Source organism: Mesorhizobium sp. WSM4871, from assembly GCF_055811295.1.
In genome coordinates, this window is sequence record NZ_JBVVPU010000009.1 from 170361 (window position 1) to 191716 (window position 21356).

At 63.1% G+C, this 21356-nt stretch carries 20 protein-coding genes and 2 tRNA genes; 15 read left to right on the forward strand and 7 right to left on the reverse strand.

Annotated features, from left to right (window positions below; all coding sequences use genetic code 11):
* Positions 1-284 precede the first annotated feature (284 nt).
* Positions 285-3668: a hypothetical protein gene (locus AC0L2H_RS19745; protein WP_473591775.1), complete on the reverse strand. Its 3384-nt coding sequence runs from the start codon at positions 3666-3668 to the stop codon at positions 285-287.
* Positions 3669-3763: 95 nt separating this feature from the next.
* Between AC0L2H_RS19745 and AC0L2H_RS19750 the strand changes: the two genes are divergently transcribed.
* From AC0L2H_RS19750 to AC0L2H_RS19795, 10 genes are all read left to right on the forward strand, one after another.
* Positions 3764-4231, forward strand: coding sequence for a peroxiredoxin (locus AC0L2H_RS19750; RefSeq protein WP_473591776.1), 468 nt, complete (start codon positions 3764-3766; stop codon positions 4229-4231).
* 173 nt (positions 4232-4404) lie between these two features.
* Positions 4405-5697, forward strand: a complete 1293-nt coding sequence (locus AC0L2H_RS19755) for a M23 family metallopeptidase (RefSeq protein WP_473591777.1) — start codon at positions 4405-4407, stop codon at positions 5695-5697.
* A 118-nt stretch (positions 5698-5815) separates the two neighbouring features.
* On the forward strand, positions 5816-6022 hold the full coding sequence (locus AC0L2H_RS19760; RefSeq protein WP_473591778.1) for a hypothetical protein: 207 nt from the start codon (positions 5816-5818) through the stop codon (positions 6020-6022).
* Between the two features lie 145 nt (positions 6023-6167).
* Positions 6168-7334 (forward strand): ROK family transcriptional regulator, encoded by a 1167-nt coding sequence (locus AC0L2H_RS19765; protein WP_473591779.1) that lies wholly within the window; start codon positions 6168-6170, stop codon positions 7332-7334.
* Entirely contained in the window at positions 7334-8098 is a 765-nt protein-coding gene (locus AC0L2H_RS19770) for an ATP-binding cassette domain-containing protein (RefSeq protein ID WP_473591780.1), read from the forward strand. The genes AC0L2H_RS19765 and AC0L2H_RS19770 overlap by 1 nt, the downstream gene beginning before the upstream one ends.
* A gap of 39 nt (positions 8099-8137) precedes the next feature.
* Positions 8138-9178: a sugar ABC transporter substrate-binding protein gene (locus tag AC0L2H_RS19775; RefSeq protein ID WP_473591781.1), complete on the forward strand. Its 1041-nt coding sequence runs from the start codon at positions 8138-8140 to the stop codon at positions 9176-9178.
* 119 nt (positions 9179-9297) lie between these two features.
* A complete protein-coding gene (locus AC0L2H_RS19780) occupies positions 9298-10293 on the forward strand; it encodes an ABC transporter permease (RefSeq protein ID WP_473591782.1) in 996 nt (331 codons plus the stop codon).
* 30 nt (positions 10294-10323) lie between these two features.
* On the forward strand, positions 10324-11094 hold the full coding sequence (locus AC0L2H_RS19785; protein ID WP_473591783.1) for an SDR family oxidoreductase: 771 nt from the start codon (positions 10324-10326) through the stop codon (positions 11092-11094).
* A 24-nt stretch (positions 11095-11118) separates the two neighbouring features.
* Entirely contained in the window at positions 11119-11274 is a 156-nt protein-coding gene (locus AC0L2H_RS19790; RefSeq protein WP_473591784.1) for a hypothetical protein, read from the forward strand.
* Positions 11271-11750, forward strand: a complete 480-nt coding sequence (locus AC0L2H_RS19795; protein ID WP_473591785.1) for a gamma-glutamylcyclotransferase family protein — start codon at positions 11271-11273, stop codon at positions 11748-11750. The genes AC0L2H_RS19790 and AC0L2H_RS19795 overlap by 4 nt, the downstream gene beginning before the upstream one ends.
* 52 nt (positions 11751-11802) lie before the next feature.
* Here the strand turns inward: AC0L2H_RS19795 and AC0L2H_RS19800 are convergent.
* A tRNA-Val gene (locus AC0L2H_RS19800) sits at positions 11803-11878 on the reverse strand.
* A 218-nt stretch (positions 11879-12096) separates the two neighbouring features.
* On the opposite strand from AC0L2H_RS19800, the gene AC0L2H_RS19805 reads away from it, so the two are divergent.
* Both AC0L2H_RS19805 and AC0L2H_RS19810 read left to right on the forward strand, forming a co-directional pair.
* Positions 12097-12173, forward strand: a tRNA-Asp gene (locus AC0L2H_RS19805).
* A gap of 229 nt (positions 12174-12402) precedes the next feature.
* The gene (locus AC0L2H_RS19810) at positions 12403-13188 is read left to right on the forward strand and encodes an ion transporter (RefSeq protein WP_473591786.1); all 786 of its coding nucleotides are present in this window, start codon (positions 12403-12405) and stop codon (positions 13186-13188) included.
* A gap of 24 nt (positions 13189-13212) precedes the next feature.
* Here AC0L2H_RS19810 and rbsK read toward each other — a convergent pair whose 3' ends face one another.
* The 3 genes from rbsK to AC0L2H_RS19825 are packed head-to-tail and all read right to left on the reverse strand — an operon-like array spanning position 13213 to position 15687.
* Positions 13213-14139, reverse strand: coding sequence for a ribokinase (rbsK, locus tag AC0L2H_RS19815; RefSeq protein WP_473591787.1), 927 nt, complete (start codon positions 14137-14139; stop codon positions 13213-13215).
* A gap of 4 nt (positions 14140-14143) precedes the next feature.
* Positions 14144-14596, reverse strand: a complete 453-nt coding sequence (locus tag AC0L2H_RS19820) for an RbsD/FucU family protein (protein WP_473591788.1) — start codon at positions 14594-14596, stop codon at positions 14144-14146.
* 32 nt (positions 14597-14628) lie between these two features.
* Positions 14629-15687 carry an ABC transporter ATP-binding protein gene (locus AC0L2H_RS19825; protein ID WP_473591789.1) on the reverse strand — a complete coding sequence of 353 codons (1059 nt, stop codon included), beginning with the start codon at positions 15685-15687 and terminating at the stop codon, positions 14629-14631.
* 299 nt (positions 15688-15986) lie between these two features.
* On the opposite strand from AC0L2H_RS19825, the gene AC0L2H_RS19830 reads away from it, so the two are divergent.
* The 3 genes from AC0L2H_RS19830 (at position 15987) to AC0L2H_RS19840 (ending at position 19895) form a co-directional block, all read left to right on the forward strand.
* On the forward strand, positions 15987-17651 hold the full coding sequence (locus AC0L2H_RS19830; RefSeq protein ID WP_473591790.1) for an ABC transporter substrate-binding protein: 1665 nt from the start codon (positions 15987-15989) through the stop codon (positions 17649-17651).
* 196 nt (positions 17652-17847) lie between these two features.
* On the forward strand, positions 17848-18969 hold the full coding sequence (locus AC0L2H_RS19835) for a carbohydrate ABC transporter permease (protein WP_473591791.1): 1122 nt from the start codon (positions 17848-17850) through the stop codon (positions 18967-18969).
* 8 nt (positions 18970-18977) lie between these two features.
* Positions 18978-19895, forward strand: a complete 918-nt coding sequence (locus AC0L2H_RS19840; protein ID WP_473591792.1) for a carbohydrate ABC transporter permease — start codon at positions 18978-18980, stop codon at positions 19893-19895.
* Positions 19896-19917: 22 nt separating this feature from the next.
* Here the strand turns inward: AC0L2H_RS19840 and AC0L2H_RS19845 are convergent, their stop codons facing one another.
* Both AC0L2H_RS19845 and hxlB read right to left on the reverse strand, forming a co-directional pair.
* Complete coding sequence (locus AC0L2H_RS19845; RefSeq protein WP_473591793.1) at positions 19918-20661, reverse strand: creatininase family protein; 744 nt, start codon at positions 20659-20661, stop codon at positions 19918-19920.
* A gap of 3 nt (positions 20662-20664) precedes the next feature.
* Complete coding sequence (gene hxlB, locus AC0L2H_RS19850; RefSeq protein WP_473591907.1) at positions 20665-21231, reverse strand: 6-phospho-3-hexuloisomerase; 567 nt, start codon at positions 21229-21231, stop codon at positions 20665-20667.
* Between the last annotated feature and the right edge of the window lie 125 nt (positions 21232-21356).

A 21356-nucleotide genomic window follows, 5' to 3' on the forward strand; every position in this document is an offset into this window, starting at 1 on the left:
CAACGGACCTCGTTTCTGCCCTAGATCGCTGCTTCGGGCGCGCTTGGTTCGGTCGCTAAAGAAGGTGCTTCTGAGCGGCGAGAAATTTCTGCAATACGGGCAACTACGATGTCCGCGGTCGCGCTGGCTACGTCTGTTATCGGCGACAGCAAGATTGATTCAACGGCCGACGTGAGGCGCAAAGCTGCTGTTGGGTTAGCCTCAGGGGTCGCCTATGGACCATTGGCATGAATTCGGCCGGGGCAAACGAGCGTCCTTTACGGTCGAACTCGATTGAGTTGACCTCACCGATACTCAAAGATCGACCTGAAAATCCCGGGTGCGATCACCGACAGCGGATTGACGTCCAGTTTCGGCTTGTTGGCATTGCCCCTGAGCCTGTAGGTCACGCCGATCAGGCCGCGATCCCGGCCATTGCCGAGCAGCGTGCCGAACAGCGGCAACTCGCCGAAGATGCGGTTGAGGCCGTAGACCGGCATGAAGGTGCCGGTCATGTCCATATTGTTGTCCTGGTCGTAGAGCGTGCCCTGGAAGGTGGTGCCGATGCGCGGGCCGCGCAGCACGCCATTGGCCAGCTTCAGGTAGCCGGCGCCTTTTTCGATCTCGGAAGCGCCGCGCTCGAACTGCACACGTGACGTGTCGAGATTGCCCTTGACCGCTTCGTTGAGGCTGCGGCTGTCGCCGGCCGGCGTGGTCGACACGATCGAGGCGAGTTTCGGCTCGTTGACCACGTAGAAGTTGCGGGCATCGACCTGGCCGCGCATCGACCCGTCGCTGGCCCCAGCCAGCGCCAGCGTGATCGACCCGCCTTCCATGTGCTCGTATATGTTGAGGAAGCGCAGGATCGCGCCGGCATCGGCCGACTTCATGTTGAGCGCGCGCCTGCCGTCGGCGGTGGTGTTGTTGATGGTTATGGCGGCGCCGGAGTCCGCCGTGGCACTGACCTTAAGCCCGTTCACCCTGGAGCCGGCGGCGCTGTAGTCGAGCTTCAGGTTCGACAATGTCTCGTCGTGGAAGCCAGTCAGGAAATTGACGTCGGCACTGACGGAAACCGCGTCCGAACCCGTGGTCTTGGTGGCGGTGTCGACATCGGAGGTGAATTGCTTGATCAGCGAGCGGGCGTCCAGCGCATTGCCGCTGATGTCGATCGCAAAGCCCTTGCCCGATCGCTTGACCGAAACGGCGACGTCGTCGCCGCGGTTCAAGGTGACCTTGCTGAAGCGGGCCGAGGACAGTGCGCCTTTGACCAGCACCACGCTGCCCTCGATCGAGAAGCTCTTTCCGCCCAAGTCAAAGTCGGACAGCGTCGTGGTATCGCCGGACCTAGTCATGGCGAAGGTGACATTGGCGGGAATGCCTGGCCCCTTGCTCCAGCCGGCCCAGGGGATGTCCAGCCTGGCATTGGTCAGGTCGGCCGACACGTTCTCGCTGCCGCCGTCGCTCTTGTCGATGGCAACCTTGATGGTTCCCGAAAGCAGCGTCGACAGGCCAGGCATGGCGGCGGCGCGCACCTTGTCGTCAAGCACCATCGTCACCTTGCGGCCAGGTGGCGGCCCACCATCTTTCAGCGGCTCGACCAGGTCGAGCTCAGCTGGAAGGCCGTTCAGCAGCGCCTTGGCGGAGATGACCGCCTTGTCGGGTTCGACCGTGATCGAGCCGTCGGCATCCGTCACCGTCTGGCCTTCGAACGGTTTGGCCAGCGACAGGTCCTTGTAGTCGAGCGCCACCAGCCAATCGAGTTTGGAGGTATCGACGCCGGATTGCAGCGGAATGTCGGCCTTGACGTGGCCGGTCACCGTGCCGGACAGGTCGTCCGGCAACAGGCCTACATGGCGCATGGCGTTGATCGGTTCGTAGGATGCGAGTTCGGCGATCGCGGCGGCTTCGCCGGCGACGTCGATGTCGAGCGCACCGATCACCGGCGGGCGGTTGGCCCCCTTTACCGTCATCGTGCCATTGCTTGCCGCCACCGTGCGGCCGCTGGCCATATAGACGCTGCCCGAGGACAGCGCGATGTCGACATCGTTGCCGTGGAAGGAGACGACGCCGACGGCATCGCGGATGGGTGGAATGCGGCCGGCCGTATCGAAGCGTGATCCCTCGATCTGGAACCGGCCGAACACCTCGTCCGCCGAAAGCGGAACGCCGTTGCCGAGCCGCCCCGGCACGACCTGGAACTGGAGATTGGCGTCGACAACGCGGCCGCCGAACAGGTTCTTCAGCACCCAGAGGCGAGCGTTGCGGGCTGAAAACCAAGGCCATAGCTGCTTGACATGCGAGACCGGCATGTCGTGGATGTTGAGGCCCACGGATATGCCCGGGGCCTTGCCGTCGACAAATATCACCGCCGCCGTGCCCAGCACCTCGCTTGCGGATCCCGACCTGATCCCGATCTGCTCGGCGACGAGCTTTTGGCTCTCGGGCTGGTAGACGCCGGCGACGCGGGCAAAGAAATTGAGCGCAGGCTCGGGCGACTCCGAGGGCGCCAGCGTCGAACCGTCGCTGGTCAGATCGTAGCGGTAGGATGGTTCCTCGCCCGCTGTTCCGGTGGCCGGCTTGGGGCCGATCGAACCGGCGAAATCGAACGTCGAACGGCCGGTCTTCAACAGCAGCTTGTCGACCTGGATCTTGTTCGAACCGGCGACAAGTGTGGCATCGAGGCCGACATCGGCCGGAAGCAAGCCGCGCGGGCCGAGATCGAGCACGGACCCGGTGAGCGCCAATGAGGCCGTCAACCGCGATGCATTCTCGCCGCCGCCTTGCGATCCCGCCAGCTTCAGGGCGACCGCGCCCAGCTTCCCGCCTGATGCGCCTGCCGCCACGGCGGCTTCCGCCATCTTCACGCTGGCGTCCAGCGCGGTCACTCGGCGGGTCGTGATGTCGCGGGTGGCGGAAGCGGCGATGGCGAGCGTTCTGCCGTCGACCTCGGCGTCGGATGAAAGCTCCATGCCGCCCGGCCCCGCCTGCGACACCGAGGCATCAGTGATCCTGACCAGTTTGACCGATCCGGCCTCGGGCAGCACAAGGTCGACATTGCTGAGGTCGATCCGGCGCATCGAATCCTCCCGCACCGCGTCGAGTGCGTGGTTGATGTTGGAGAAGACCGCTTCGGACAGTTTTTCCGGATCGATGAGGCCATCCTGATTGCGCAGCGCCGCCGTCCAGTCGCCGCCCGAGGGCATCGCCGCCATCACCATACGCGCATCGGAAATCCTGGCGCTGGTGAGCCGCACCTTGCCCGAAAGCAGCGGTATCAGCCTGATGCCGAAGCGGACTCGCCCGGCATCGGCCATCGGCTTGCCGTCGGCGGTCTTGAGGCTGACATTGTTGACCTGAAGCGCAATGAAACTCGACCCGTCGAGCGTGAGGCGAGCCGGCCCGGCTTCGACATTGACGTCGACCCCGGCCAGTTTCTCGATGGCCGTTTCGGCTTCCGCCCGCAACCGTTCGGATCCGATGCCCGATACACCGACCACATACACCGCGGCGGCGGCCAACAGCACAAGGGCAACAAAGCCGGCGAACAGCCGCGCCAGGATGCGAACGCCACGGCCTATCGATGCCTGGCCGAGCGGCGGCACCCGGCACGCGGACGGGAAGGCTCCCAGGTCGGTGATCTCATCACGCCTGAATCTGATCTTCTCGTGCTGCGGTTGCTCCTGATCCACGCAATTTTCCGTTCTAAGAACTCGATCGTGGACGAATCCCCGCTCGACATTATATCGATGAGGCTGCGCGCGTAACCACAAACAAGGGCATGGATATGGCTGATCTCAAAGTGGGCGATCCTGCGCCTCAGTTCGACCTTCCCCGCGACGGCGGCGGCTCGCTCAGCCTCGCGGCGTTGCTGGGCAAGCCGGTCGTACTCTACTTCTATCCGCAGGACGACACCACGGGCTGCACGACCGAGGCGATCGGCTTTTCGCAATTGAAGCCGGAGTTCGAGAAGGCCGGCGCCGTCGTGATCGGCCTGTCGCCGGACAGCGTCAAGAAGCACGACAAGTTCAAGTCAAAATACGATCTGACCGTCGATCTGGTCGCCGATGAGGAGCGCAAGGTGATCGAAGCCTACCATCTGTGGGTCGAGAAGACGATGTATGGCCGCAAATATATGGGTGTCGAGCGCGCCACCTTCCTGATCGGCCGCGATGGACGGATCGCCAAAATCTGGCGGCAAGTCCGGGTCAAGGGCCATGCCGAGGCAGTGCTGGAAGCGGTGCGCGCGCTTTGATGTAACGCGGTGGCCTTGCATTTAAGCCTGCCGCGACGCGGACCTGCACCTGACATCCTATCCAATTTGACTGCACCCATGAATTGCAAACGGTAGCGCCGAAGCAACCGACCGTTAACCTTAATGATGTGTAATGAGGCTCGTCGTTGGTGTCGTAACGAAAGCTTGGTCCCGTGAACGTAACCGGTCAGTCAGCGGTCTTCGGCAGGCGCAAGGAGCCCCATACGGTTATCATCGCCCGAGGCGACGAAATAAGGCACTTCACCATACGGCCATGGTTAGCCGCATTTTGCGGCTCCGCGCTGGCAGCCATCGTCATAGGCTACCTGCTGGCGACCTCCTACCTTGTGCTGCGCGACGACCTGATCGGCGCCACCACCGCACGGCAGGCGCGCATGCAGCAGGCTTACGAGGATCGCATCTCGGCGCTGCGCGCCCAGGTCGACCGGATCACCAGCCGTCAGCTTCTCGACCAGCAGCTCATGGAAACCAAGGTGAGCGAGCTGCTGCAACGCCAGAGTCAGCTCAGCCAGCGCCATGGCCGCCTCGGACCGATCCTCGACCGCGCCGAGAGCGAAGTCGGAATGCCGCCCGCGGCAAGCAGCGCGGCAGCCGCAAAGCCTGACCAACGGGCCGACGCCACCGTTGCCCAGCCACAGGCCTATACGGTTGCCAGCCTTGGTGCCAGCTTGGACACCGCCGACAGCAGGCCGTTCTCCCTCTGGTCAACCCGCTCCGATCCGCTGCCCAGCGGCACCGCTGCCGACCGTGCCGACAAGCTCTTCGTTTCGATCAACCAGTCGCTCAAGGCCATCGAAAACCAGCAGCTCACCCGCATCGCCACGCTTGCCGATAACGCCTACAAGAACGCCGATGCGATTTCGCAGGCGCTCGCCGCGGCCGGCCTGCCGGTCGACAGCGATTTCGGCGAAGAACGCGACGTCGGCGGGCCGCTGATCCCGGTCGACAGCTCGATGATGTTCGACAGCAAGGTCAAGGAGCTCGACGAAGCGCTCGACGCGCTCGACCACCTCAAGAAGGAGGCGCGCCGCCTGCCGCTCGCCAACCCCGCCCCCGGCCGTTCCGTCACCAGCCCGTTCGGCGTGCGCACCGATCCGATCCTTGGCACGGCGGCGCTCCATTCAGGCATGGATTTCCGGGCGCCGCTCGGCATGCCCGCCAAGGTCACCGCACCGGGCGTTGTCGTCAAGGCCGGCTGGAACGGTGGCTATGGCCGCATGGTCGAGGTCGACCACGGCCAAGGCTTTGCGACCCGCTATGGCCATCTCAGCGAAATCGACGTGAAGGTCGGCCAGAAGCTCGATGCCGGCGACGTCATCGGCAAGACCGGCAGCAGCGGCCGCTCGACCGGCCCGCATCTGCATTACGAGGTCCGCCACAATGGCGAGGCGATCGACCCCTTGCGCTTCCTGAAGGTCGGCAAGAAGGTCGCGCAGTACCTCTGAACGATCGCTGAAACGCGATTCACGTTCGAGCAGGAAATCATCGCCCAAAAGTTGTATGGAACAAAGTTCTCCCTCGTACGTTGTTGGCCATCACCAACTAACTGATGAGGCTGGAATGATGGCAGCACGCAGAGCCGATCACATCTATCAGCGGGCATATCTACTGGCCGAGAGCGGCGCCCATGACCGCGCCGCGGAAATCGTCGCCATGCTGGTCACCGAGGGCTATCCGGAAGCGGTCGATCTGTTGAACACCGACAATATCCGCGCGGATCTCAGGCGTGCGTGCGAAGTCGCCGCTCCCCGTAGGCCCCGCCTTTTGTAAAGACCGCGAGCGACCGATTTAGTGTCGGAGGCAGGTTGCCGACGGCTCGAAGCGCCGGCACGAGCAACAGTCATCTTATTTTTGAATTCCATTTGACTGAATAAATCTTTGGTGCGAACCTGTGCTCTCCTAAGGGACGCAAGGCATGGCACTGCGGGGGACCAATCAGGAATTCGGGCGGCCTTACAACAGGCGCATCGTACTGGAATCCATCCGCCTTCTTGGCCCCATTGCCCGCGGCGATATAGCGAGGCGGGTCGGGCTCACCGTCCAGACGGTTTCAACCATCGTTCGCGAACTGGAGGAGCACGGCTATGTCCTGTCCGTGCGCGAGGAGCCGCGGGGACGCGGCCTGCCTCCGGCCACACTCAGGATCAATCCGGAAGGCGGCTATGCCGTCGGCATCCACATCACCCCCCTTGGGATCGACGCGGCCCTGACCAACCTCAGCGGCGACGTGATCGAGAGCGTGCACCGTGAAGCGCCGAATGCCACGCCCGATCTTGCCTTCGACCTGATCGGGGCGATGGTGAACGATTTGACCGGCTTGCGCCCCGGCGGCCGTGTTCTTGGCATCGGCATGGCATTGCCCGGCCCTTTCGGGGTGGAATCCATGAGCTTTGTCGGGCCAACGACGATGGCCGGGTGGAAGGACGTATCGCTCCGGGAACGGCTGGCGGAGTCGACGGGATTGCCGGCCTTTTTCGAGACAGACATGGTCGCCGCGGCAATGGGCGAGCGCCTCTATGGCCTCGGGACGGGATATTCCGAATACTACTATCTCTATTTCGGCGTCGGTCTGGGCGGCGTCATGGTGCATGACGGAAGCGCATTGCGCGGCGCCTGGGGAAATGCCGGCGAGATCGGCCACATTCCTGTCGTCCCGGGCGGCGAGGCCTGTCCCTGCGGCAACCGTGGCTGCCTCGAACGCTATCTTTCGCTCGAAGCGCGGGGACGCTGGGCCGGCAGCGACGCCGACTGGGTCGCCGATGTCGGCCCGGTCTTCCGCACCGCCATCGCCGTCGTCGAGAACCTGTTCGATCCCGAAACCGTCATCCTGGGCGGACTTGCGTCCACCGATTTGCTCGAGCGACTGGCCGGCTCGGCGACGCAGCTCCCCAACTCGGTCTCGGCCCGAAGGGACCGCACCAGCCCACGCATCGTCGTCGGGCGCGGCGGACAACATGCGGTGTTGCGCGGCGCCGCCGCGCTTGCCGTTTCGGGGGTGCTCTCGCCACGCTTCGGCCAGATGTTCACCGCCGAGCGCGAGCGCGGACGGGACCTCCTGCAAGGCAAGGGGATGGCGGCCTGATGAGCGAACCCCTGCTGGTGCTCGACAACGTCGCCAAGAACTATGGCGCAATCGAAGCGCTGAAAGGCATCAGCTTCTCAATCGGCAAGGGTGAGGTGGTGGCGCTTCTGGGCGACAACGGCGCCGGCAAGTCGACACTGGTCAAGATCATCGCCGGCGGGCTGGAGCCGACCTCCGGCCGCATGCTGTTCGAGGGACGGGAATTCCTGGCCAAATCTCCCGCCGAGGCCAAGGCCGCGGGGATCGAAACCGTCTACCAGGACCTGTCGCTTTGCACCAATGTCGATGTGGTGGCCAATTTCTTCATGGGCCGCGAGATCACCAGGAAGATTTTCGGCGTTCCCGTGCTCGACGAACGCGCCATGGAGCAGGTCGTGCAAAAGGCGCTGGCCAGCGCCGGCACCCGCATCCCTTCGCTGCGCACCAATGTCGAACATCTTTCGGGCGGCCAGCGGCAAGCCATCGAACTCAACCGCTTCGTGCATTTTGGCGGCAAGCTCGTGCTTCTCGACGAGCCATTCGCGGCACTTGGCGTCGAGCAGACGCGGCGCGGCCTCGACATGATCCGCCAGGTGGCGAGCCAAGGCATCGGCGTCGTCATCATCACCCATATCATGCAACAGGCCTTCCAGGTCGCCGACCGGATCGTGGTGATCCGGCAAGGCGTCGTGGCGGGCGATGTCGCACGCAATAAAACAAGTCCCGACGCGGTGATCAACATGATCACCGGTGAGACGCTTGCCGGTGCCGGACCGGCTGGCTGAGGGACGAATGAGGGGTCCGGCGCAAGAGGAGCGAACGACATGAAGAAAATACTTCTTTCCGTCTTCGGTATCCTGGCACTGGCCTTTGCCACGCTCATGCCGGCATTCGCCCAGTCCAAGGGTACCGTCTACTACATGGTGCCGACACTGCTCGATGAGTTCCAGACCGGCTCGGTGAGCGCGCTGGAACTCTTCCTGAAGCAGACCGGCTATGAGATGAAGACGCTGAACGCCGACAACAAGACCGACGCCCAGCAGTCGCAGATGAACGACGTCATCGCGCTGAAGCCGTCGGCGATCATTCTCGCCGCCGTCGATTTCAATGCGTTGAAACCGTCCATCGAAGCCGCCCGCGCCGCCGGCATCCCGGTGGTCGAATTCGACCGCCAGATCACCTCCACCCCTTCCGACTTCACCTCGGTGGCCGGAACCGTCGAAATCGGCTACGTCGCCGCCGACCAGGCCGTGAAACTGCTGACCGCCAAGAACGGCTCGGTGAAGGGGAAAATCCTGCAGGTGCTCGGCGATCCCGGCGACCCCTACACGCTCGACATCCAGAAGGGTTTCGAGGAGAAGATGAAGGCGTTCCCGGACGTCAAGATCATCTCGGTTCCCGCCATGCAGTGGGAGGCGAGCAACGCCGGCACCATCGTCGCCGACCAGATGCTGGCCAACCCGGATATCGACCTGATCTTCAGCCACGCCGCGCATCTATCGGTCGCCGCCGTCGCCTCGCTCGAGGCCGCCGGCAAGAAGCCGGGCGACGTCATGCTGATGAGCTCGAACGGCGCTCCGGTCGGCCTCGACCTGATCCGCAAGGGCTGGCTCAACGTCGAAGTCGAGCAGCCGCTCTACGCGCAGGCCGCGGCGGTCGCCATGTTCATGGACAAGATCGTCAACAAGCAGGAGATCAAGCCGGGAGAGTATGAAGTGCTCGGCCTGAAGTCGACCGTGACCAAGGAAGCCTGGGGACCCAACATCAAGATCCCGGGCGCCGCCATCACCAAGGAAAACGTCGACAATCCGGCCTTCTGGGGCAATCTGAAGCCGCCATCGGATACGGTGAAGCCGGTCGAATAACAACTTCGTAGCGCTCCGGGCCTCACGGCCCGGAGCGCCCTCCAAAGCGCCGCGCGTCCGTCAGGACGGGCGTGGGACATTGCATCACCTTGAACCCGAGCGCCAACCGGATCGGCCCCATGAATCCCCGCACACGCCAAGTCCTCGAGTTCATCCTCGACAATCTCGTCTGGTTCATGCTGGTCTTCGTGCTGGTGGTCTTCTCCATCTTCATTCCGAACTATTTCCAGCTCGGTATATTCGCCAACATCATCGAGGCGTCGAGCGTGCTTGGCGTGATGTCGATCGGCCTGGCGCTGGTCATCATCGCCGGGCACATGGACCTGTCGGTCGAATCGGTCGCTGCGCTCAGCGCCATGGCGGTCGGCATCGTGTTCTGCTCGGCGGGTATCGGCCTCGGCATTCAACTGCATCCCGAATGGCTGATGGTTCCGGTGTCGCTGCTCATAGCTCTGATCGTCGGCGGGATTATCGGCGCCTTCAACGGCTATCTCGTCGTGAAGGTGAAGATGAGCGCCTTCATCATCACCCTGGCGTCCTACATCTGGGTGCGCGGCCTCGTGCTGGTCATTTCGGGCGGCCGTTCGGCGCAGGATCTGGCGCCGGCGATCCGCTGGTTCGGCATCCAGCGCCTGCTTGGCCTGCCGCTCACGGCGTGGATCGCCATTTCGTGCTTCGTCGTCTTTTCGCTGATCATGGCCAAGACGCCGTTCGGCAGGCACCTCGTCATGATCGGCGGCAATGAGACCGCGACCTTCCGTGCAGGCATCCGCGTCAACCGCAACCTGGTTATTGCGTTCATCCTCGCCGGCGCCATCGCCGGCCTTGCCGGCTGGCTGCTGGCGATCCGCACCTCCGGCGCCACCGCCAATCTCGGCGTCGGCCTGCTGTTCAATGCCTTTGCCGCCGTCGTGATCGGCGGCGTCAGCCTGAAAGGCGGCGTCGGCACCCTGCCCGGCGTCTATGCCGGCGTGCTTTTGCTGTCGGCCATCAACACGGCGATCAACCTGATGGGCCTGCCCGCCAATTTCACCCAGGTGATCCACGGCCTGCTGGTGCTTGCCGCCGTGCTGCTCGACGCTTTCAAGCAGACGATCCGGCAAAGACTTGCATGAGACGGGGGCTGGCATGAGAGGGGGGCTGGCATGAACGGGCGACTTGACGGAAAGGTGGCGCTGGTGATCGGCGCGGCGAGCGGCATCGGCAAGGCCACCGCCCTGCGTTTTGCCGAGGAAGGCGCCAGGCTGGTGCTGGCCGATACCGAGATCGAGGCGGGACAAGCCGCCGCGGGCGAAGTCGGCGCCGCCTTCATCCGCACCGACATCTCACAGATGGCCGATGCGGAAGCCGCCGTGGCGCTGGCGCTGGACCGTCACGGCCGGCTCGACATCCTGGTCCAGAATGCCGGCATCTACCCCTGGCAGCTCATCGAGAACACCAGCACGGACGACTGGGACCGGGTCATGGCCGTCAATCTGCGCGGCACCTTCAATGCCACCCGTGCCGCGCTCGTGCCGATGAAGGCGCAGCGTTTCGGGCGCATGCTCTACACCTCGTCCATCACCGGCCCGCACGTCACCAGCCCCGGTCATGGCCATTACGCCGCGACCAAGGCCGGCATCAACGGCTTCATCCGCTCGGCAGCGCTGGAATTCTCCGGCTACGGCATCACCGTCAACGGCGTCGAACCCGGCAACATCCTCACCGAAGCGATCCAGATGCATCGCGGCGCGGCCTATATCAAGAATATGGAAGACTCCATCCCGCTCGGCAGGCTCGGCAGCCCCCGTGAAGTGGCCAACGCCTTCCTGTTCCTTGCCTCGGACGATGCCAGCTACATCACCGGCACGACCATCGTCGTCGACGGCGGGCAATTGCTGCCCGAGGGCAAGGATTTTCGGCTGCTGCCGCCGTGATCCTCGATTTCCGGCGACGAGGTCATGCCGCAGAATCATGGGGCGCTTGATTTTTACGGGGCGATCGGCTTCGAAGTGTTGCAGAGCCCTGAACTGCCGAAGCAATGCGTCTACGTCGCCAAACGACTTGTCTCACGCCATATCGAAACGATCGATCCGCCGCGCGGGTATAGCCCATGACTGAGACGTTTCTCTATTTCGCCTACGGATCGAACATGGACCTTGGACAGATGATGGAGCGTTGTCCCGGCGCCGAAGTCGTGGGCACGGGTCATTTGCCAGGCCATGCCCTTTGTTTCCCCAGGATGTCCGTGAACCGAAATTGCGGCGTATCATCGGTGGAACTCATGGAAGGGGCTGAAGTCTGGGGCGCTGTCTATCGTTTGACTGCCGTCGACCTCGCTCTGCTCGACCAGAAGGAAGGCTACCAACCCGGTCGAGCCAGGACCCTGAACAGCTATACCAGGCTCCCCGTAACAGTGACCGTGAACGGCGTGGCAACCGAAATGCAGACCTATTTCGCCGAACGGCAGGCTGGGGCGTTTGTGCCGAATACGGCTTACCTCAAGCACATTCGGGACGGCGCCAGACATCACAAGTTGCCGGCTGCCTATCTGGCTTTTCTTGACGCACTGGTCGCGGACCAGGAAGCTTGAACGCTCGCACAGGCAAACGAGGCGAAACGGCTCCTGGCGATGGCGATTGGAGTGGTGGGCGATGACGGGCTCGAACCGCCGACATCTTCGGTGTAAACGAAGCGCTCTACCAACTGAGCTAATCGCCCGCTCCGGCGCGGACCATTAAGCGGTCAGCACCGGCTTCGCAAGGCCAAATGAACGGGCAATGGGCCAACTGCAGGCCGGTCTGGGCGACAAAGTTCGCCCTGTCAAAAAACCTTCTCCTGTTTGCTGTTATGCTGCCGCGCTCCGCTTGACACCCGCTGGCTTACCCCTTATCCACCGCCCCAACGACGAACACGGCTGACACGTGCTCGTTAAATGCGCGGGTGTAGCTCAGTTGGTTAGAGTGCCGGCCTGTCACGCCGGAGGTCGCGGGTTCGAGCCCCGTCACTCGCGCCATTCTTTTGAATGGCCAAGGTTTCCTTTATACAAAAAGTTTCGACTTTCAGTTTTCTGAGAGATCGACTTTTTGTATTCGTTGTGTCGCAAGCCGGCCTTATGTGCTCCGGAGCAGCGGGCGAACGAGTTTGAGGTCGAACCGGACCGCCGGCGATTTTTTTGTTTAGACATTGGATTTTCCCAGACCCGGTTCCCACTTTGGGTCCAATACCCTGCCGGAGAAAAAGCCTTGGATGCCCTGAAATCGCTCATCGAATCGCGCCGCTTCGACCTTGCGATCATGGTCCTGATCCTGATCAATGCCGTCACGCTCGGCTTCGAAACCTCGCCCGACGCGATTGCTGCCTTTGGTCCGCTTCTGACGGCCATCGACCGCGCGATCCTCGGCGTCTTCGTGCTCGAACTCGCAGCCCGGCTGGTGGTCTACAGGACGCAGTTCTTTCGCGATCCCTGGCGCATCTTCGATCTCTTCGTCGTCGGTTTCGCGCTTATCCCCGCGACCGGTTCGCTCTCGGTGCTGCGGGCGCTGCGCATCCTGCGGGTCCTGCGCCTGATCAGCATCGTTCCGTCGCTGCGCCGTGTCGTCACCGGCTTCATCACCGCCCTGCCCGGCATGGGCTCGATCATGCTGTTGCTCGGGCTGGTGTTCTACGTCTTTGCGGTGATGGCGACGAAGCTCTACGGCTCGTCCTTTCCCGAACTGTTCGGCGGCATACCGCAATCGCTGTTCACGCTGTTCCAGGTCATGACCCTCGAGGGCTGGTCGGACGGCGTGGTGCGCCCGGTCATGGAGGTCTATCCGACCGCCTGGCTGTTCTTCATCCCGTTCATCATCGCGACCTCGTTCACCGTGCTCAATCTGTTCATCGGCGTGATCGTTTCTGCAATGGAGGCCGAGCACGAAGCGGTGGAGTCGGCCGACAGGGCAACGCTGCATAGCGATCAGGCCAACATTCTCGCGGAGATACAGGCGCTGCGGGCAGAGGTCCGGGAATTGTCCAACGCTCGCGGCTAGATCGCCTCATCCGGTGCGACAGTGCTAATCGGCGAGCAACGCCTCGACCTCCTGCAGTGACGGCATTGACGGCGCGGTGCCGGGCCGCGTCACTGAAATGCCGGCGACGGTGCAAGCGAAGCGGACCGCCTGCAGCGGCTCCACGCCTTTGGCGAGCGCTGCCGCCAGGCCGCCATTGAAGGCGTCGCCCGCGCCCGTCGTCTCGACCACCGGGCCGGCATTGACCACGGGAACATGGTCGGAACGGCTGGCGTCATGCAGCAGCGCGCCTTTTTCGCCAAGCGTGATGATCACCGCGCCGACGCCCTTGCCGAGCAGGCTGTCGGCGGCGCGGCGGGCATCGCCGATGGTGGAAACCTTGATGCCGGTCAGTTCCTCGGCTTCGGTCTCGTTCGGCGTGATGTAATCGCAGAGTGTATAGATGCGCTCGGGCAGGCTTGCGGCAGGCGCCGGGTTGAGGATGGTCGTCACCCCCGCCCCGCGCGCGAACTCCAGCGCCCGCAGTGCCGCCTCGATCGGCTGTTCGAGCTGAGTGACGAAGACGCCAGCCGATCCGATCAGGCCGGCATGGGCCTCGATATCGGCAGGCGAAATCAGCATGGCGGCACCCGGGCTGACGATGATGGCATTGTTGCCGCTCGTCTCCTCGACGAAGATGTAGGCTGCACCGGTGTAGCTCTCCGGCGTGTCGATGACGGCGCTTTTGACGCCGGCCTGCGCCCAGGTCCGCCTCGCCATTTCGGCAAAGGGATCGACGCCGAGGCGCGTGAGGAAGGTAATGTCGGCGCCGAGCCGGCCTGCAGCGACCGCCTGGTTCGAGCCCTTGCCGCCGGGGCCGAGCGTGAAGGACGTGCCAAGGATCGTCTCGCCCATGCGCGGCTGCCGGGCAGCGCGATAGGCGGTATCGGCGACAAAGACTCCCAATATGACGACGGGCTTGCCGGACGCCATTGGCCTACTCCGCGTCCGGCGGCACAACACCCTTGCGGAAGGCGAAGCAGCCATAGAAGCGGCGCTCGCCGGTCTGGATGACGCAGTAGGCCTGCTTGGCGCGCTCGTAGAAGGCGTAGCGCTCGACCGGGATCATCGGCCAGGCCTTGCCTTCCGCGGCGTCGATCTCCCTTTGCACTTCCTTCTGCACGGGAGGAATCTCGTCCGGCTTGCCGACGATCTCCATGCGGGCGGCCGCATCGTCGACGAATGTGTCGAGCGGATAGAGCGACAGCACCGCCTTGACCACCTCGGCCGCCGGCGCGTCGATGCGCAGCAGCTTGCCGAGCACCGTCTGGCGCGCGGTCGAATCGGACGGGAAATTGGTGTCGACGATGATCAAATCGTCGCCATGTCCCATCGCCCTCAGCGCCTGGAGCACGTCGGCATTGAGCAGCGGGTTGATCCCTTTGAGCATGGCAGTCCTCCCGAACGGGCTTTTGTATGAGGTCAGATACGGCGGCCGGTCTCTGCATCGAAGAGATGGACCTGGTCAAGCCGGGGCTTGAGGTGAAGCGTGTCGCCCGGCTTGAAGTCGTGGCGCTCGCGAAACAGCGCCACCATCTCGCCTTCGCCGAAGCGCAGGAAGACCAAAGTCTCGGAACCGGTCGGCTCGACCACCGAAATCTTGGCGGGCACACCGTCCGGGTGGATCTCGAGATGTTCGGGCCGCACGCCGTAGACGACATTGCGCCCGTCCTCGACGGTGCTTTTCGCTGATATCGGGAACGGCGTTCCTGATATTTCGACGATGGGCTTGTCGCCTTTGCGCACCACGCCCTTGAGCAGATTCATCGATGGCGAGCCTATGAAGCCGGCAACGAACAGATTGGCTGGCCGGTCGAACAGCTCCAGCGGCGCGCCCACCTGTTCGATGCGGCCGTCGCGCATCACCACGATCTTGTCGGCCATCGTCATGGCCTCGATCTGGTCGTGGGTGACATAGATGGTGGTGGTCTTCAGCCGCTGGTGCAGTTCCTTGATCTCGGTGCGCATCTGGACGCGCAGCTTGGCGTCGAGATTGGAGAGCGGCTCGTCGAACAGGAACACCTGCGGATTGCGCACGATGGCGCGGCCCATGGCGACGCGCTGGCGCTGCCCGCCCGAAAGCTGGCGCGGATAGCGTTTCAGATAGGGATTGAGGTCGAGGATGTCGGCGGCGCGCTTGACCCGTTCAGTGACCACGGCCGGATCGGTTTTGCGCAGCTTGAGCGCGAAGGCCATGTTCTGCTCGACCGTCTTGTGCGGATAAAGCGCGTAATTCTGGAACACCATGGCGATGTCGCGCTTGGCCGGCGGCAGATGGTTGACGACACGCTCGCCGATGGCGATCGTGCCGCCGGAGATGGTCTCCAGCCCCGCGACCATCCTGAGCAAGGTGGACTTGCCGCATCCGGAAGGGCCAACCAGCACCACGAACTGTCCGTCGGGAATGTCGACGCTGACATCGTGCAGGACCTTGACGGTTCCGAACGCCTTGGCCACATTGCTGATCGCGACTTGAGCCATTCTCTCCCCTTGGTTTTTGGACCCACCGGCCCTTTAATTGCCGTGAAGCTAACCAACGCGAACGGCAAGGGCAAGTCGGTCTCTTATAGATAAAAAACCCATGCTCGTTGACACGGCACCTGGTTGCGAGAATAGTGGCAAACGCCAATCCGACTGCCGGTCATCCGTCCGAAATCGGAATTCGAGGCGACGCAGGGTGGGGTCCCACGTCCCCGTTTGATCAAGGAGAACCGTCGGCGTTCCGGCGTCCGACAGATTGGCATATCAAATCACCACTGTTGTTCTGGGAGGAATGGTAGATGAGAGTCGGTCTTTACGAAAAATTGGTGCGCGCGGGCGCTACCCGTCGTGACGTCCTCAAGGGCGCGGCCTCCATGGCAGCGATCGCCGCCGCATCCGGCGCCGGGCTCGGCGCGCTGACGCGCCCGGCTTCCGCTGCCAGCGAATTGCGTGCGCAGATCCTGCAAATTCCCGGCGTCGGCAAGGGTCAGCCGACCGATGCCGACTTCCAGAAAGTCGGCGAGCTCTGCCTGGAAGCGACCAAGGCCAACGTCAAGGAAGGCGAATTCGCCGGCGTCGAGCTCACCTTCATGGGCCTTAACAACCAGAACCTGCACAATGTGCTGTTCCGTGGCTTCCTGAAGCCGTGGGAGGCCTATACCGGCGCCAAGATCAGCTGGATAGACCTGGCGCAGGCCGACTACAATGCCCGCTTGCAGCAGTCGATCGCCACCGGCACCGTCGATTTCGACATCATCGAGATGGGCGCGCCATTCGAGGGCGATGTCTGCGGCAAGGGCCTGACCTCCGAAATGCCGGACTGGGTCAAGGACCAGATCGACATGAAGGATGTCGTGGCCTATCTGCAGCCGCCGGTCGGCACCTGGGACGGCAAGCAGTACCGCATTACCGTCGACGGCGACGCGCACAACTTCAATTACCGCACCGACGTCTTCGCCGATGCCGACCTCGCCAAGGCCTGGAAGGACGGCGGCGGCGCAGGGGAATGGGGCGTGCCGAAGACCTGGCAGGAAGTCCAGGCGGTAACCAAGTTCCTCAAGGGCAAGCAATTCCAGGGCCAGGACGTCTTTGGCTATCTCGACGCGCCCAAGGCCTGGGGCGGTTTCGGCTTCTACTTCCTCGGCAGCCGCGCCAGCGCCTATGCCAAGCATCCCGACGACAAGGCCTGGCTGTTCGACGCCGACACGATGAAGCCGCGCATCAACAACCCGGCCTGGGTACGGGCGATCCAGGACGTTATCGACGCGCTGCCTTCGGAACCGGCCGACCAGATCAATGCCGACCCCAACACGACAGCCTTCCAGCAATTCCTGGCCGGCACCGGTTCGATGGTCACCTGGTGGGGCGATGTCGGCTCCAACGTCAAGACCAACGATTCCTCGGTCGTCGGCGACGTCACCGGCTTCTCGATCCTGCCGGGCTCGGACGATGTCTATAATTCCAAGACCGGCCAGTGGGACAAGCTCGCCAGCGGCCCGAACTATGCGCCGAACTGCGCCTATCTCGGCTGGGGCGTCTATGTCATGGCCCGCGTCGACAGCGACGAAAAGAAGAAGAAGGCGGCATGGTCCGCCGCCGCCCATCTCGGCGGCAAGGACCTGTCGATCTGGACGGCGATGTATCCGTCCGGCTTCCAGCCCTACCGCAACTCCCATTTCGACATTCCCGAATGGGTGGCGGCCGGTTACGACGAGGCATTCATCACCTCGTATCTCAAGTCGGAAGCCGACAGCTACAACCATCCGAACGCGGCGATCGAACCGCGCATCCCCGGCATCTTCCAGTATTACAGCGCCGCCGAGGACATCCTGGCCAACACTTTCGCCGGCAAGATGAAGGCGCAGGAAGGCGCCGATGCGATTGCCGCCGCCTGGGAGAAGCTGACCGACCAGATCGGCCGCGACAACCAGGTCAAGCTCTACAAGGCCTCGCTCGGCATGTAGCCAGCAGCTATGATAAGATCGCGGCCCGGCGGCTCCTGTCGCCGGGCCGTATCGTGACCGGTCTTCGGCCGTCATTTGTGCAAAAGCAATTCCAGGAAAAGTGTGAAGCGGTTTTCCGTCCGGAATTGCGTCAAAACAGAAAGATGAAGCGGTTCGCCGTTTCTATGAAACGGTGAAACGCGAAGAGGCGAGAGGCGTGGCTGACCAGACTTCGACCACGAATGCGTGGCCGGCAAATTCCGTTCCCACCGATCTGATCCCGCCCGGCCGCAAGCGCCTCGGTTGGGCCCTGATGGCCGCGGCGACGCTTGGCCTCCTGGCAACGATCCTGGTTCAGATCCTCTACAAGAGCGAGGTCGGCACGATCGGCTTCGAGACCTGGCGGCCGGTCGTCTATGCCTATATCCTGTGGGGCGTGGCGCTCGGCATCGGCCAGGTGCTGACGCGCGGCGAGGACGGCCAGCGCGCGGTGTTCCTGTTGCCGGCGCTGCTGTTCACCATCGCCATGGTGATCTTCCCGACGCTGTTCGGCTTCTACATCGCGCTGACCGACTGGAACCTCTCTTCCTTCTCCGGCCGCAAGTTCAACGGGCTCGACAATTTCTGGCAGATGCTCGGCGACCCTTACTATCGCAACGCGCTGTTCAACATGGTGCTCTATGTGCTCGCCGTGTTCGTCGAATATGTCATCGCCTTCGGCCTCGCACTGCTTCTCAACGCGCAGATCCGGGCGCGAAAATTCTTCCGCGTCGTCTTCCTGATGCCCTTGATGCTGTCGCCGGTGGCGGTGTCGTGGATGATCGGCAAGTCGCTGATGGAATACCGCTTCGGCCCGGCCGCGACGCTGGCGCGCCATCTCGGCTGGGAAAACCCGGCTTTCTTCTCCAATCCGATCACCGCCCGCATCTCGATCATGGTGCTCGACGCCTGGACCTTCATTCCATTCATGATGATCATGCTGCTCGCCGGCCTGCAGGCGATGTCGCGCGAGGTGCTTGAGGCCGCGCGCGTCGACGGCGCCACTCCATGGCAGACCTTCTGGCAGGTCACCTTCCCGCTGATGCTGCCGGTGTCGGTGACGGCGGTGATCCTGCGCATCATCTTCAAGCTGAAGCTTGCCGACATCATCATCACCGTCACTTCGGGCGGCCCGGGCGGTGCGACCGATTCCGTATCGAGCTTCATCTATCGCGAGTACCGCGACCGCTCGAATGTCGGCTACGGCACCATGCTGGCGATGGCTTATCTCATCATCATCGTCGTGTTCGTGACGTGGCTGCTGAAATTCGCCAGCCGCTTCGTGCGCAACGTCAATTAGAGCCCGGTATGAGCGTTCAGACAACCGACTACAGCGCTTCCGAAATCCGCTCGCCGGCGAGCTTCTTCGCCAACCGTGTCTTCATCTACGGCGCGCTTGTCTTCTGGGCGTTCATCTGCCTGTTCCCGATCTACTGGACGATAACCACCTCGTTCAAGACCGCGGTCGACGTCACCCAGGGCCATCTCATCCCCTTTGTCGACTTCAAGCCGGACTGGAAGGGCTGGCGCTCGCTCGGCCTGTCGCCGGATTCGATCTTCCAGACCTCGACGGTGCGCGAGGAATTTCTCAAGCGCTTCATGAATTCGGTCATCACCTCGGTCGGCGCGTCGAGCCTTGCCATCATCATCGGCAGCCTCGCCGCCTATGGGCTAACCCGCTATCGCTACAAGTTCGCCTGGTTCAAGAACGAGGACATCTCCTTCTTCTTCCTGTCGCAACTGATCCTGCCGCCGGTCGTGCTGGCGCTGCCCTTCCTGGTGCTCTACCGGGAAGTCGGCCTGCTCGACACGCGCATCGGGCTGATCCTGCTCTACACGCTAATGGTGCTGCCGATCGTCATCTGGATCATGCGCGACCAGTTCAACTCGATCCCGGTCGAGCTCGAGGAGGCAGCCCTTGTCGACGGCCTGTCGATCTGGGGCGCCTTCTTCCGCATCGTCATGCCGATCGCGCTGCCCGGCATGGTCGCCGCCTTCATCCTGGCGATGGTGCTGTGCTGGAACGAGTATTTCTTCGCCGCATTACTGACCTCGACCGACGCCAAGACCATACCCGTCATGGTGGCGAGCCAGACCGGCTCGCAAGGCATCAACTGGTGGTCGATGGCGGCGCTCGCCACTGCCGCCATCACGCCGCTCGCCGTCATCGGCATCGCGCTGGAGCGCTATCTGATCATGGGCATGACGGCGGGAGCGGTTAAGTAGGCGAAGGGAGCATAGCGCTCCGTTAGCGTGACAGTATTGCGCGCAAATGCTCGAGGATCATGGCAACGCCCTTTTGCCCAAGTTCCGCTGAGGCTTCCGGCGCGCTCGCCGTGTACCAGCCCGTATTGTCGGCGAAATGGCCGGCGTTCACCGCTTCCGGGCAGAGCGCCATCATCAGCGACGTCTCGCCGATGCCGGCATGGTCGAACGGATACTCGCCGTTCATCGTGGCCGGCATCAGCGGATGCACCTGCACCCAGTTGAAGAAATTTTCACCTGCCGCATGCCCGGCATAGTAGTCGGCCATCGCCTGCGCCCCCCACCAACCCTCGCCGCGCTCCTTTTCGAGGAAGCGGAAGATCGCTTGCCGGCCGGCGCTCTTGAAGGCGAGATCGGTCGGCATGCCGGCGGCGAAATTCTCGGTCTGGTGGTGGATGATGGCATGGACGTTGCGAAAGCCGATGCGCAGCAGGCTGTAGAACAATTCCTCCGCGAACGGCGCCAGCGCATTGCCGCCGACCTGCACCGACCCATTGCCTTCGGGCGGCGCCACTGCATAGCTCGCCGCGCCGTAATAGAAGGGCGGCAGGATGACGATGTCGGCTTCCTTCTCGAACAGCTCCAGCGTCTTGACGACGGCAAGCGTGTCCATGCCGACGGCCATGTGCTCGCCGTGGTATTCGAGCACGCCGAGCGGGAGCACGACCGGCCAGTTCTCGGCGATCGCCTTGCGGATCTGGTGCGGCAGCATCAGCTCGTAGCGCATGATCTATTCCATGTTGGTGTGGCGCGCGCGCATCCCTTCGGGCGACATGCCGGTGATCACCTTGAGATTCAGCACCATCACCTCGAACAGCAGGAACAACGCGCTTTCGAATACCGAGCCCATCGGCAGAACGGATGTCTTTTGCGGACCCTGGTCGTCGGCCATGGTCTGCGCCGGAATGAGCAAGGTGAAGTCGGCAAGTTTTGCCGCGCTGCCATCTGCCTGAGCGGTGAGCAACACGACCGTCGCGCCGGCATCCTGCGCCACCCGCATCAGCGTGAGCACAGTCGAGGTCTCTCCTGGACCAGAGCTCACCAAAAAGACGTCGCCCTGCCCCAATGGCGGCGTTGTCATGTCACCGACCACCGAAACCGGCAGGCCGAGATGGTAGAGCCGCATGGCGAAGCCCTTGACTTGCAAGGCCTCGCGGCCGCAGCCATAGACGACGATCTTGTTTGCGCCGGCGAGCATAGCGCAGGCGGCGTCGACGCGGCTTTCGTCCACTTGTGCCAGCACGTTGCCAAGCTCGTCCAACGCGATCGCGAACAGATCGGTGACGGCACCGGTCATAACGGTTCCGCCAGTCTGGCGAAGGCCGAAAAAGGTCTGGTTTGCCTGCTCACGTTTCTCCCCGAACAGCTTGTTTTCATTCATGCTATCACCGCGAAAATCCGTGTCCAACGGCGCTGCGCGCT

What these genes read in the sequence shown, in the direction of transcription:
- AC0L2H_RS19750 (WP_473591776.1), top strand. Translation starts at nt 3,764, where the DNA reads ATGGCTGATCTCAAAGTGGGCGATCCTGCGCCTCAGTTCGACCTTCCC.
- AC0L2H_RS19760 (WP_473591778.1), top strand. Translation starts at nt 5,816, where the DNA reads ATGGCAGCACGCAGAGCCGATCACATCTATCAGCGGGCATATCTACTG.
- AC0L2H_RS19765 (WP_473591779.1), top strand. Translation starts at nt 6,168, where the DNA reads ATGGCACTGCGGGGGACCAATCAGGAATTCGGGCGGCCTTACAACAGG.
- AC0L2H_RS19770 (WP_473591780.1), top strand. Translation starts at nt 7,334, where the DNA reads ATGAGCGAACCCCTGCTGGTGCTCGACAACGTCGCCAAGAACTATGGC.
- AC0L2H_RS19775 (WP_473591781.1), top strand. Translation starts at nt 8,138, where the DNA reads ATGAAGAAAATACTTCTTTCCGTCTTCGGTATCCTGGCACTGGCCTTT.
- AC0L2H_RS19780 (WP_473591782.1), top strand. Translation starts at nt 9,298, where the DNA reads ATGAATCCCCGCACACGCCAAGTCCTCGAGTTCATCCTCGACAATCTC.
- AC0L2H_RS19785 (WP_473591783.1), top strand. Translation starts at nt 10,324, where the DNA reads ATGAACGGGCGACTTGACGGAAAGGTGGCGCTGGTGATCGGCGCGGCG.
- AC0L2H_RS19790 (WP_473591784.1), top strand. Translation starts at nt 11,119, where the DNA reads ATGCCGCAGAATCATGGGGCGCTTGATTTTTACGGGGCGATCGGCTTC.
- AC0L2H_RS19795 (WP_473591785.1), top strand. Translation starts at nt 11,271, where the DNA reads ATGACTGAGACGTTTCTCTATTTCGCCTACGGATCGAACATGGACCTT.
- rbsK (WP_473591787.1), bottom strand. Translation starts at nt 14,139, where the DNA reads ATGGCGTCCGGCAAGCCCGTCGTCATATTGGGAGTCTTTGTCGCCGAT.
- AC0L2H_RS19820 (WP_473591788.1), bottom strand. Translation starts at nt 14,596, where the DNA reads ATGCTCAAAGGGATCAACCCGCTGCTCAATGCCGACGTGCTCCAGGCG.
- AC0L2H_RS19825 (WP_473591789.1), bottom strand. Translation starts at nt 15,687, where the DNA reads ATGGCTCAAGTCGCGATCAGCAATGTGGCCAAGGCGTTCGGAACCGTC.
- AC0L2H_RS19830 (WP_473591790.1), top strand. Translation starts at nt 15,987, where the DNA reads ATGAGAGTCGGTCTTTACGAAAAATTGGTGCGCGCGGGCGCTACCCGT.
- AC0L2H_RS19840 (WP_473591792.1), top strand. Translation starts at nt 18,978, where the DNA reads ATGAGCGTTCAGACAACCGACTACAGCGCTTCCGAAATCCGCTCGCCG.
- AC0L2H_RS19845 (WP_473591793.1), bottom strand. Translation starts at nt 20,661, where the DNA reads ATGCGCTACGAGCTGATGCTGCCGCACCAGATCCGCAAGGCGATCGCC.
- hxlB (WP_473591907.1), bottom strand. Translation starts at nt 21,231, where the DNA reads ATGACCGGTGCCGTCACCGATCTGTTCGCGATCGCGTTGGACGAGCTT.